This is a genomic window from Streptomyces sp. CA-251247 (assembly GCF_050952975.1).
Classification (GTDB): domain Bacteria; phylum Actinomycetota; class Actinomycetes; order Streptomycetales; family Streptomycetaceae; genus Streptomyces; species Streptomyces achmelvichensis.
Map to the genome: position 1 here is coordinate 7,230,627 of NZ_CP191861.1, position 12,497 is coordinate 7,243,123.

Below are 12,497 nucleotides of genomic sequence, written 5' to 3' on the forward strand. Positions count from 1 at the left end.
GCATCTCAGATCGCCGCCGTCGTGGCGGCACGGCGCTTGTCCAGCACGGCGGCCACCGCTCGCAGGTCCGGCTGACGCAGCAGTTCCGGCGCGCGCAGACGGACGCCGGTCTCCTTCTCGATCGCGGCCAGCAGCCGGGACGCGACGAGGGAAGTGCCGCCGGCCGCGGCGAAGTCGTCGCCGAGACCGGCGCCGGGGGAGTCCAGCAGATCGCGGACCAGCCGCAGGACGAGACGCTCGCTGTCCGTCGCGCCGTCGTCCGAACGGCTCTCGCCCGGACCGTCGTTGCCCGAGGGCCCGGCCGGCCGGGCGGGCTCGGCGGCCGTGCGCAGCAGCGCTGCCCGGTCGACCTTGCCGTTGGCGTCGAGGGGGAAGGCGTCCACGATGCGCACGGCCGAGGGCACGGCCTGCTCGGGCAGCCAGGCACGCACCGCGCTCAGGAGCGCGTCCGTGTCAGGGGCGGCGTCCGTGGCGACGACGAAGGCCACCAGACGGGCGTTCCCGTCAGCGGAGCGGGGCGCGGTGACGACCGCGCTGCGCACCGCCGGGTCCTGCTCCAGCGCGGCCTCCACCTCGGCCGGCTCGATGCGCACTCCGCTGATCTTCACCTGGTCGTCGAGACGGCCCAGGAACTCCAGGGTCCCGTCGTCGAGCATCCGCACCCGGTCCCCGGTGCGGTACACGCGCTGCGTGACCTCCGGGTCGATGCCCGCAGGCGGGGTGGTGAAGCGGCGTGCCGTCAGCTCGGGGTCCAGATAGCCGAGCGCGAGGCAGTCGCCGCCGATGCACAGCTCTCCCGCCGCGCCGCGAGGCGCGATGCGGCCCTCCTCGTCGGTGACGAGGACCGTGGCGCCCGGGATCGGGGTGCCGATCGACGGCGGGGTCGCGTCCCGCACACCGTCGTCGTCGGGGCGCATGGCGTGCGTGGTGGTGACCACGGTGGCCTCGGCCGGGCCGTACGCGTTGTGCACGGTCGCCGTGACGTCCGCGCCGGGGCGTCGGCGCATCCGGTCACCGCCGACGATGAGATGACGCAGCGGCAGGTCCCGCGGCCAGGGCCGGTTCAGCACCGGTTCGGCCATCGGCGTGGCCGCGACGGACACCGTCACGGCGGCGTTGCGCCACCAGTCGGTGAGCTCGGCGGGATCCCAGCGGACCGCGTCGGGCGCGGGCACCAGGGCGGCGCCGGACGTCAGTCCCGCCCACAGCTCCATGACGTGCGGGTCGAACGCCGCGCCGATCAGCAGGGACTGACGGTCCCCGGGGGCGAGTTCCGTCTCGGCGCGATACCAGTCCAGGAGTGCGGACAGCGCGGGCTCGGCGACGGCGACCGCCTTCGGCCGGCCGGTCGAGCCGGAGGTCAGCACGGCGTAGAAGGACTCCGGCGGGGCGGGACGCGCTCCCGCGGCGGGCGGGGCGAACGCCGCGACCGTGGTCGCTGCCGCGTTCGTACCCTCACCCGGCAGCGGCAGAGTGATCCGCTCGGCCGCCTGGTGGCGTTCCGGCAGCAGTGCGGGGTCGCCGATCAGACAGGCGACTTCGACGTCCTCGGTGACCGCCTGGATCCGGCGCTCGCCCGGACGCGGTCCCAGCGGCAGATAGACAGCGCCCATCCGCGCCAGAGCGACCGCTGTGACGACCAGTCCGGCCGAACGGTCGAGGCAGACCCCGACCAGGTCGCCGGCGTGCACCCGCCCGCTCAGCGCGCGAACAATCTCGTCGGCCGCCGCGTCCAGTTCCCGGTAGCTCCAGGTGCGCGTCCCGTCGACCACCGCGGGTGTCTCGGGGCTGCGGCGTACCCACTCCTCGTACCGGGAGAACACACCGGTCGTGGCGGACGCAGGCAGGGGGCGCCCGTGCATGACGCTCGGTGCCGCCGCGGGAGCGTTCGTCAGCGGGGAGGCCGTGGCGGTGTCGGTCAGCATGTCGGTCATCAGGACTCCTTCGGTGCGGTCGCGGCGGCGGGGACGGGTACGGCCGCAGTGGCCGGCGGTTCGAGGGCGCGGGCCTGGTCGGCGAGTACGGGGTTCTGGAAGAGCAGGCGCATCGGCGGCCGTGTGCCGATCCGCGGCTCCAGCCAGGCCGCGAGCTGGGCGGCCAGCAGCGAGTGCCCTCCGGCCCGGAAGAAGTGGGTGGACTCGCCGAAGCCGTCGTGGCCGAGCACTTCGCGCCAGCCCTCCGCGAGCAGCGCGAGCGTCGGATCGGTGAACGCCGCCGGGCTCATGGCCGGCTCCGCGCTCTCCTCTGCCGGTGCGGCCTGCTCCAACTCCGCCGCCAGACGCGTCAGTTCCCTACGGTGCGGCTTGCCGCCCGCGAGAGTGGGCATCGCGTCCAGTCGCGCCCAGCGGCCCGGGACGAGCGCGGCGGGCAGACGCCGGCCGAGTTCGACGTGCAGGGCCTGCTCGTCCCACGGCTCGTGCGCGTCGAGGCTCTCCACGAAGCCGACCAGCCGCGGTCCGCCGGAGGCCGACCGGTCCAGGACGACGGCGCAGGAGCGGCCGCCGAGTACGGCCGAGGCGGCGGCCTCCACCTCCTCCAGCTCGATGCGGTAGCCGCGCAGCTTGATCTGGTGGTCGCGCCGGCCGAGGAAGTGCAGCAGGCCGTCGCGGTCCCGATAGCCGAGGTCGCCGGTGAGGTAGACCCGCTCGCCGCCCAGCGCGTCGACGTGGACGAAGCGGGCAGCGGTGGCGTCCGGGTTGCCGACATAGCCTTCGGCCAGACCGGCGCCGGCGATGGCCAGTTCACCGACCGCACCGGACGGCAGGGGCCTCAGCGCCGAGTCCAGCACGTGGATCCGCTCGCCGGGCAGTTCGGTGCCGAGGGGCACCTCCGCGCCGTTCACCAGGCCGTCGCGGGTGATCTCGTGCACGGTCGAGCTGATCGCGGCCTCGGTGACTCCGTAGACGTTGAGCACGGTGGCATCGGTGTCGGCCAGGAATCCGTCCAGCGCGTCGGCCGGGATGCGCTCGCCGCCGAGGACCAGCAGTCGCGGCGCCCAGCGGCGCTCGCGCAGCACGGGGCGCAACTCCTCCCGCACGGCGAGGAAGTAGCTGGTCGGCAGGTTGGCCACGGTGACGCGCGCGGTGGCGAGCAGTTCGGCGAGCTCGGTGCCGGTGGGCACCTCGCGGTCCGGTACGACGAGACAGGCGCCCGCGTACAGCGAAGGCAGCACTTCCTCCAGCGCGACGTCGAACGACGGCTGGGCGAACAGCAGCGCCCGGTCCCCGACCGCCAGGCCGAACCGCCGGGCGGCGCCCGTCAGATGGTTCTCCAGGGCGGCCCGGCCGACGGCGACGGGCTTGGGTATCCCGGTCGAGCCGGAGGTGTGGATGATGTACGCCGCACCGGGGACCACATCGGCCGGGCGTGCGGCGGGGAACGAGTCCGCGTCGATGTCGGCGGTCGGAAGGTGCGCCGGCAGGGTCACTCCCGCATCGGCGGTGGTGAGGACCAGCGCGGGGCCCAGCCGGTCGAGCAGCAGCTCGAGCCGCGACGCCGGGTCGGACGGCGAGAGCGGGCAGTACACGGCTCCGGTCCGCAGACAGGCCAGCAGCGCCACGACCGACGCGGCGCCGCGCGGCAGGACGGCGGCGACCGGCTGTCCGGCGGTCACCCCGGCGGCGCGCATCCGCCGGGCGAGGGAGGAGACCTGTTCGTCGAGGTCGCCGTAGGTGAGCCGGCGCGCGCCGATCAGCAGGGCGGGAAGCGAAGGGTCGTGGGCGGCCGCAGGGTCGAGCGGGTCCGCGTCGTCCGCCTGTCCGTCCGCAACCGCAACGGCCTGCGTCACAGCGGGTGTTGCGGGCAGGGCGAGGTCGGCGAGAACCGTGGCGGGGGCGTCGAGGTAGGCGCGCAGCAGATCCAGGAAGCGGTCCGCGAGCAGCGTGGCGACCTCCTCGCCGAACAGATCCGCGTCGTAGTCCCAGACCAGGGTCATACCGGGCGCTCCGTGGCGGAGGCTGACACCGCGCCGGTCGTCGGGGAGCAGCACCACATCGAGGTCGAAGCGAGTGGTGCCGGTGTTGAACCCTTCGAAGAGGGTGATGTCCAGACCCGGCACGTCGATCTCGGGCAGGGCGGCGTCATGGGCGCTGAACATCACGCCGAACAGCGGGTTGTCGGCTCCTGAGGTGTGCATCCCGAGCGCACGGGTCAGCTCCTGGACGGGCACGTCCTGATGGGGCAGGGCGCGGATCAGGGTGTCGGTCACCTCGTCCATGGTGTCCTCGGCCGGAGCCCGCGGGTCCAGGCGGAGCCGCAGCGGGATCGTGTTGACGAACATGCCCACGGCGTCCTCGTATCCGCGCGGGCGGTTGCCCACAGCGGTGCCGACGACCATCTGGGAGCGGCCGCTGTGGCGGCGCAGAAGCTCCGCGAAGAGGCCGAGCAGGGTGGAGAACGGGGTGAGACCGCGCTCGCGGGCGTGACCGCGCAGCCGCTGTGCCAGGTCGGCGCCGATCGACTGCCTCAGCTGTCCGCCGTGGTGCCTGCGCCGCGCGCCGGGACGGGCGAGGCCCGGCAGCGGCATGTCGTGGGAGGCGTCGCGCAGTTCGTCGGCCCAGTACGCGAGGCTCTGCTGCCGCTCCTCGGTCAGGGCGTCGTCGGTCCGGGCCCGCACATGGTCCGCGTACGACGACGGGGGAGGCAGGACGACGGGCTCACCGAGGACGCGGGCACGGTAGACCGTGAACACGTCGGCCAGCAGGATCGCGAACGAGTGGCCGTCGTGGATCAGATGGTGCTCGACGTGGATGAGCCGGTGCTGGTCGTCCGCGAGGCGGACCAGCGTCCAGCGCAGCAGCGGAGCCTCGTAGGTGTCGAGCGGGGTCTCGGCCTCGGTGCGCAGCAGGTCGAGGAACGCGGCCTCGGGGTCCGCCTCACCGGTCAGGTCCACGGTGTGCAGCCGGGGCGCGCAGGTGTCGGCCACCTGCTGGCCGGGCATCGCGCCGGGCACGGCCACGAGTTCCAGACGGAGTCCGGGGTGACGCTCGAGGGCCGCGGCGAGCCCGTGGCGCAGGGCGTCGGTGTCCAGCGCCCCCCACAGGTCGAGCGAGGCCGTGAAGTTGTAGGCGCGGCTGCCGGGCTGCACTTGTTCGTGCAGCCAGACGATCTCCTGCGAGGAGGAGAGGGGAAGCATGGGCGATCCCTGAGGTTGTCGGGTCGGGTGATACGGATGCGGGCCGGGAACGGTTGCGCCCCCCACCCGGAGGTGGCCGGCCGTCCGCGGATCGCGCGGAGCGGCCGTGCTGAGCTGTGGTGCTGAGCTGTGGTGTTCTGCTGTGGTCTCGTACCGGGGGCGCTGCCGCCGGCCGTACGTCGAGGGCCGGGCAGGTGGTTCAGTGGGCGGGGTCCGCCGATGCCGGTGCGGGCAGCGCCCGGCAGAAGGCGGCGAACCCGTCCTCGGCCGCTGCGTCGTCGAGCACCGATCGGTCCCACACCATGCGGATGTGCAGTTCCGGCCCCTGGGTGAGCGACACGGCGAACGGCGCGCGCACCGGGCGTCCGTCGATGTGGACCTCGCGGCCGGGCACCCCGCCGAGAGTCAGCGGAGGACGCCGCCGGGCGTCGTCCACGGTCAGCAGGCCGTCCAGCCGGCCGGTCCACCGGGCACCCGCCGACCGGGCGGCGTGCACCACCTCGTCGAACGGGGTGTCCGCCCGGTCCAGGTCGTCCCACCACGCGGTGGCCGTCGTCTCCGACCCGCCGTTCTCCGGGAGTTGCGGCGCGTCGTGGGTACGGGCGGGGAAGACGACCGTGTTGAGGAAGCAGCCCAGAACCTGCGCCGCCGCTGCCGGGCGCCCGCCCCACGGATAGCCGATCGGCGGCACATGCCCGGGTCCGTACAGGACACGAGCCGTCGCACGGCAGGCGTCGAGCAGCGCGGGGAACGGAACGCCCCCGGCCGGGGCGCTCCGTCGCAACTCCGCGGCTCCGGTGGGCAGTACGCCGGGCGCCGGATCCCGCGGCCGGGGCAGAGGTGCGCGTTCGTGGACCGCGCGCAGCCGGTCGCCCCAGTACTCCAGCGCGGCCGGTGAACCGCCGCGCTGCTCGGCGTCGAGCTGGAGCTCGACCGCTTCGCGGTACGCCGCCAGTTCCGCCTCGGCGTCGGCGGGCGCGAGGTCGGCCGGTCCCAGGCCGTCGCGGTAGGCGTCGCCCAGTTCGTCGACGACGCGCGCCAACGACTGGCCGTCACAGGCGATGTGATCGAGCACGATGCCGAGGATCTCCTCGTCGGCCCGCTCGTCATCGGTCAGATACAGGCGCATCGGAGACCCCTGCGCACTCCACGCGGACACCGCGCGGCGCAGGGCGTCGGCGGAGCTCTCGTCCGGTGCGGGCCGTACGCGCTCCACGGGGACGTCCGCCGCTTCACGTCGCAGCGCCGGGGTGCCACGGATCACCTCGGGGCGGGCATGCAGCACCGGGTGACGGGCCGCCAGGTGGTTCGCCGCCGCCCACAGCCGCACCGGGTCCACGGTGCCGCGGGGGAAGGCGAAGAACATCGGGACGGTGTCCGGCCGTCCGGCGGGGTCCATCGCCCGCACCAGGACGAAGCGCCGCTGCGCCCCGGTGACGGGCAGCAGCCCGGCCCCCGTGTCGGCGTCGGCGATACGTCGGAAGCGGGCCAGGTACTGGCCGGTGATGCTGGTGTGCACGTGATCCTCTCGGGCGTGGACGCGCGCGCGACCCACCCGATGACGCTCGGGTGGGACGGCGGCGAGCAGTGGTGGGCGCGGCGTACGGGGAACGAGGCGTGTGTCAGGCGACGGTTACCGGTTCGGCACCGCTGCCGTGGTCGCTCGCGCCCGGTCCGTCCATGTCGTCGGGCGGGGCCGGCAGGTCGCGCATCCGGCGCAGGGGGGAGCAGAGCAGCGGAATCGGTACGAGGAGGAATCCGAGGGCGCAGACCCACAGCGCGGCGCGCGCGCCGAACGAGCCCGCAACGGCACCGCCCACCACGGCGCCGAGCGGGAGGGTGCCCCACACGAGGAAGCGCAGAGTGGCGTTCATGCGGCCGAGCAGCCGGGGCGGGCAGAGCGTCTGCCGGAAGCTGACCTGGGCGACGTTGTAGACGACCGCGCCGAAGGAGACGACACCCGAGCCGGCCGCGAACAGGGCAGCGGCCGCCCCGTGGCCGGACAGCGGCCACAGCAGTGCGAACGGGCCGGTCGCCAGTGCGGAGAGCCAGATGATGCGGGCCTGGCCGAGGCGGCCGGCCAGAGCGCCGGCCGTGAGCGCGCCGAGGAGTCCGCCCGCGGCGGACGCGGAGAGCATCAGCCCGACGGAAGCCGGCTCCAGGCCCAGCACCCGTACCAGGAAGACGGTCTGAGTGGCCATCAGCATCGCCGTGAAGAAGTTGCCGAGACCGGTGGTCGCGGCGATGACCCGCAACAGGGGGTGGCCGAGGACGAAACGCAGGCCTTCCCCGATGTCCGAGCGCAGGGAGGCCCCCGGCACGGGCTCGGGCCGGGGCTCGGGCGGCCGCTTCATGGCCATGAGGAAGAGTGCGGACACGGCGTAGCCGATCGCGTCGGCGACGATCGCCAGATGCGCGCCCACCAGCTGGACGAGCCCACCACCGAGCCCCGGGCCCGCGACGTGGGCCGAGGAGCGGACGGTCTCCAGCGCTCCGTTGCCCGCCATCAGCTGCTCCTTGGGGAGCAGCTGCGGCAGATAGCTCTGGTGGGCCACGTCGAAGAACACGGTCGCCGCTCCGGTGACCAGTGCGACGACGTACAGCTGCGCCATCGTCAGGACGTCGGCCACGGCCGCCAGCGGCACACTGGCCATGGCGGCGGCGCGCACCACGTCGGCCCGGATCATCAGCGGCAGTTTGCGCATCCGGTCGACCCAGGCGCCCGCGGGCAGCCCGATCAGCAAAAACGCTGCTGTCTCGGCCGCGGTGAGCAGACCCACCTCGAACGCCGGCGCCTTCAGCACGAGAACGGCCACCAACGGGAGCGCGACCAGGGTGACTTGAGCGCCGACCTGTCCGGCGGCCGCGCCGGCGAGCAGGAGACGGAAGTCGCGCATACGCAGCAGACCGCTGGGGGCGACGGGGGGTGAGGGGGCCATGCGGCAGACCTTCACCGCCAGGCCGATCACCCGTCAAAACGGAAACGTCACTTTCGGTCGTTTCTTTGTCACTTCCTTCACCGGAACGGCAAATTCTTCGCCAGATGAGGGGAACGCCCGGATGAATGCATCACATGGGGTGCCTGGGCGGGACGATCGGCGCCCGGAACGTATGGCCGATCCCGGGCGGATCCGGCCCAGGGCACGACGAATCGCACCTCTGACCGAAAATAGCCGTCTGCTCACACTCGGTGTACAAAAACGCGGTGACAGGCGCTATAGGCGTGACGGTCATGCACGGCGCCGCACCGGACCATGCCCTTGGGCCTGCCCGGGGCCGCACCCCAGGAGCTGGGCTTGTCGAGCGGGCTCGTGTGCGCCCCGGGCTCCGAGGCCGCCGCTGTCGTCGCCGGCGTCCGTGGCCGGGTCGATGTTGTCGGGCGCGGCCGTGGCGCGCCGCAGGGCCATCGCAGCCCGTTCGCTGCGATGGCCCCACGTGGGTCACGGCGGGTGCTTCTCAGAGGCTGGCGGCGGTGATGTTGCCGTAGGTGGTGGTCGCGTGGATGGTCAGGTCGGCAGCAGCGCCGTCGGTGTTCTTCAGAGCGTTGTGGATGCGGCCGTAGGTGGTGCCCGCGTCCAGAGTCGCGAACACGCCGTGGGCCGCGCCGATCGACAACTCGCCCGACTCCGTGCGCAGTACGACCGTGCCGCGCAGGGCCTCGGTGATCTGGATGTTGCCCTTCTGGACGCTGAGCTCCGCGGAGCCGCCCAGCCGGCCGATGGCGATGTCGCCGGCCTGGAGGGCGAGGCGGGCGCTCGCGGTCTCGTCGAGCTTGACCGAGGCCTGCGCACCTTCGAAGGCGATGTCGCCGAGCCGTCCGACACCCCGGAGTTCGGCGTCGGCCGCTTTCGCCTCGACGCCGGAGCCGGTGGGCAGTTGGACCGTCACCTCGATGGATCCGGAGTTGCCGAGGACCCGGTTCTTCGGCGGAGCGGCCTCGATCCGCAGGACGCCGTCGCCGTAAGCGACAGTGGTCTGCTCGGCCGCCTTGACGTCGCGGCTCTTCGAGGCGTCCGCGGGCAGGATCTCCACCGTGGTGTCGGTGCGGTCGGCGGCGATGAACCGGATGCGTCCCGCCGGGATGTCGACGACGGCCGAGACCGGGGCAAGGGTGTCGAACTTCTGCATGGCGCTCTCCTTGGACTCGCTGTTTCCAATGATGGAAACGCTACGTTGCGTTCATTGGACTGGCAACGGAGTCGTTGCGCGTGAATGGCATCCATGCAGGTGAGAGGTGGTAAATCGTTGCAACGATCTGAAGCCTAATGCAACATCGCGGCTCCCTTTTCGTTGCAATGGAGTGAAGGTGAACGCTATGCTGCGGGCACCACGGACGATGAAGGAGGCCGCGATGCCGGGCGGCAGGCTCACCCAGCAGGAACGCCAGCAGATCGCGCTGGGACTTGCCGACGGTCTCGCCTACGCGGAGATCGCCAGAGGCCTCGACCGGCCGACCTCGACGATCACGCGCGAAGTGATGCGCAACGGCGGGCCCACCACCTATCGCGCGGACCTCGCTCACCGCGCCACCGGACACCGCACCCAGCGCCGCCGGCAGGCCGCACCGGCCGATCCGAAGACGGCTCCGCAGGCCCACGGACGCGACGCCGAAGCGGTGCTGGCATACGAGGAGATGTTCACGACCGTCCTCATGCAGTCCGGCCTGCCCAAGATGATGGCCCGGGTGCTGGTCTGCCTCTACACCACCGACGCGGGCAGCCTCACCGCGTCCGAACTCGTCCAGCGCCTCCAGGTCAGCGCGGCATCCGTCTCCAAGGCGATCGCGTACCTCGACACCCAGGGTCTCGTCCGACGTGAACGCGACGACCGCCGCCGCGAGCGCTATGTCGTCGACGACGACGTCTGGTACCAGTCCATGATGGCCAGCGCCCGTGCCAACGCCCATCTCGTCGACACGGCACGACAGGGTGTCACCGTCCTCGGCCCCGGCACCCCGGCCGGCGCCCGCCTCGAAAACATCGCCCGCTTCGTCGACTTCGTCTCCGAAAGCATCACCCGCGCCGCGGAACAGGCCCGCGACGTCCTCTACACGAAACCCGAAACGACCCCGGACGAGGAGCCCGGCCGCTCCGACGGCTGAGGGCTGGTCCGCCGGCGAGCGGAAATCCGTACCCAGGCAGGCCCGGTACGGCGATCATGGGGCGGGACACCGACAAGCAACCTGGAAGGAATCGCTCGCCATGCCCGTGCCTGCCGACCCGACGGTCCTCCATCCGATGCCCGAACAGCCGCGGGTGGTGCTGCTCAAGCCGCTGGTGAAGTCCCCGCTGATCGAGGTCGGGGAGTACTCCTACTACGACGACCCGGACGACCCGACTGCCTTCGAGACGCGCAATGTGCTGTACCACTACGGGCCGGAGAAGCTGATCATCGGCAGGTTCTGCGCGCTGGGCACGGGAGTGCGGTTCATCATGAACGGCGCCAACCACCGTATGGACGGCCCCTCGACGTTCCCGTTCCCCACCATGGGAGGCTCCTGGGCCGAGCACTTCGACCTGCTCACCGGTCTGCCGAACCGGGGGGACACCGTCGTCGGCAACGACGTCTGGTTCGGCAACAGCACGATGGTCATGCCCGGTGTACGGATCGGACACGGCGCGATCATCGCCTCCGGCGCCGTGGTCACCGGCGACGTGCCCGACTACGGCATCGTCGGCGGCAACCCGGCCCGCCTGATCCGCACGCGCTACGACGACCAGGACATCGCCCGGCTGTTGGCGGTGGCCTGGTGGGACTGGCCCGCGGAGCACATCACCGAGCACGTGCGGACGATCATGTCGGGCAGCATCGCCGATCTCGAAGCTGCCGCCCCGGCTGTCATCCGTCCCGACCCTGGGTGTGCCGAACCCAGGTAGAACGGCGCCCTGGTTGTGGCGGCGACCGCGCCCGAGGCTGGTGGCCGGTCGTCCCGACCACTTCCCCTCCGGCGTATGGAAAGAAGACCTCTCGCGTGAACGTGAACGACACCACCAGCCCTGCCGTCCTCGAACAACTGCGGCGCCTTCCTGCCGACCGGCGGCGCATCGTCTTCACGGGTGCGACCGTGGTGACCATGGATCCCGACCTCGGGATCGTCGACGGCGGCGACGTGCTCGTCGTGGGCGACACGATCACCGCGGTCGGCCGGGACCTGGACGCGGGCGACGCGGTGGTCGTCGACGCCGCCGGTACGGTCCTCACCCCCGGCTTCATCGACACCCACCGCCACGCCTGGCAGGCCCAACTGCGCCGGATCATGCCGGACGTCGACGACCTGGCCGGCTACATCATGGCCACGCTCGCCGGCTACGCGACCGTCTACCGGCCCGAGGACATGTACACCGGCACCAGGCTGGCGGCCCTGACCGCGATCGACAGCGGCATCACCACGATGCTCGACTTCTCCCACAACTCCCGGACCCGCGAGCACTCCGACGCCGCGATCGAGGCGCTGCTCGACGCGGGCATCCGCGGTGTGCATGCCTCCATGGGCCCGCACTTCGGTGACTGGGACCGGCAGTGGCCCGGTGACCTGACCCGTATCAAGGACCGGTACTTCACCAGCGACGACCAACTGCTGACCCTGCGCGTGGCGGCCCTGGCCACCGACGAGATCGCCGGACCCGCGCTCGCCTACGGATCCGAACTCGCCCGCACGGCGGCTGACTTGGGCGTCGGAGTGAGTGTGGACGCCGTGTTCGGCACACCCGGCTCCGAAGCGGTACTGCGCTGGGCCAAGGACGGCATCCTCGGCCCCGACGTCACCCTCATCCACGCCACCGGACTCACAACCGAGGCGTGGAAGGCGATGGGGGAGAGCGGCACCACCGTTTCGCTCGCCCCCACCTCCGACGCCCAGATCGGCCTGGAGACCGCGGTACCCGCCGTCGACGAGGCGCTGTCCGTCGGTATCCGTCCCGGTCTGAGCATCGACGTCGAAGTGGCCCTGGCCGGCGACATGTTCACGCAGATGCGAGCGCTGCACGCCATTCAGCGCATGCGTGCCGTCAACGCCGTGTACGGCACGGACCAGCAGCCGTCCCGCATCACCACCCACGACGTCCTGGACTTCGCCACCCTCCAGGGCGCCCGCACCAACGGCCTGGCCGGCGTCACCGGTTCGCTCACCCCGGGAAAGAAGGCGGACCTGCTGGTCATCCAGGCCGAGGACCTCAACAACATGCCGCTCAACGACCCGATCGGTACCGTCGTACTGGGCTCCGACGCCCGCAACATCAGCGCCGTCCTGATCAACGGCGAGCCCCGCAAATGGAACGGCCAGGTCCTCGATGTCGACCTGTCCGCCCTGCGCACGGAGGTACAAGCCTCCCGCAGATATGTGCTGGACACATCGGCTGCCTGA

8 protein-coding genes are annotated in these 12,497 nt (G+C 72.0%); 3 read left to right on the top strand and 5 right to left on the bottom strand.

The annotated features are described in order from the left end of the window. Positions 1-5: 5 nt before the first annotated feature. The 5 genes from ACQPWZ_RS32260 to ACQPWZ_RS32280 form a co-directional block, all read right to left on the bottom strand. A complete protein-coding gene (locus tag ACQPWZ_RS32260; RefSeq protein ID WP_433573140.1) occupies positions 6-1,934 on the bottom strand; it encodes a non-ribosomal peptide synthetase in 1,929 nt (642 codons plus the stop codon). Continuing rightward, on the bottom strand, positions 1,934-5,134 hold the full coding sequence (locus ACQPWZ_RS32265; RefSeq protein WP_433573141.1) for a non-ribosomal peptide synthetase: 3,201 nt from the start codon (positions 5,132-5,134) through the stop codon (positions 1,934-1,936). The genes ACQPWZ_RS32260 and ACQPWZ_RS32265 overlap by 1 nt, the downstream gene beginning before the upstream one ends. Before the next feature lie 199 nt (positions 5,135-5,333). Continuing rightward, complete coding sequence (locus ACQPWZ_RS32270; protein WP_433573142.1) at positions 5,334-6,653, bottom strand: non-ribosomal peptide synthetase; 1,320 nt, start codon at positions 6,651-6,653, stop codon at positions 5,334-5,336. Positions 6,654-6,756: 103 nt separating this feature from the next. Next, on the bottom strand, positions 6,757-8,073 hold the full coding sequence (locus ACQPWZ_RS32275; protein WP_433573143.1) for an MFS transporter: 1,317 nt from the start codon (positions 8,071-8,073) through the stop codon (positions 6,757-6,759). Between the two features lie 517 nt (positions 8,074-8,590). Next, positions 8,591-9,262, bottom strand: coding sequence for a DUF4097 family beta strand repeat-containing protein (locus tag ACQPWZ_RS32280; RefSeq protein ID WP_433573144.1), 672 nt, complete (start codon positions 9,260-9,262; stop codon positions 8,591-8,593). Positions 9,263-9,485: 223 nt separating this feature from the next. On the opposite strand from ACQPWZ_RS32280, the gene ACQPWZ_RS32285 reads away from it, so the two are divergent. The 3 genes from ACQPWZ_RS32285 (at position 9,486) to ACQPWZ_RS32295 (ending at position 12,497) form a co-directional block, all read left to right on the top strand. After that, a complete protein-coding gene (locus ACQPWZ_RS32285; protein ID WP_356700810.1) occupies positions 9,486-10,235 on the top strand; it encodes a helix-turn-helix domain-containing protein in 750 nt (249 codons plus the stop codon). Between the two features lie 100 nt (positions 10,236-10,335). Further along, complete coding sequence (locus ACQPWZ_RS32290) at positions 10,336-11,010, top strand: CatB-related O-acetyltransferase (protein WP_433573145.1); 675 nt, start codon at positions 10,336-10,338, stop codon at positions 11,008-11,010. 95 nt (positions 11,011-11,105) lie between these two features. After that, a complete protein-coding gene (locus ACQPWZ_RS32295) occupies positions 11,106-12,497 on the top strand; it encodes an amidohydrolase family protein (RefSeq protein WP_433573146.1) in 1,392 nt (463 codons plus the stop codon).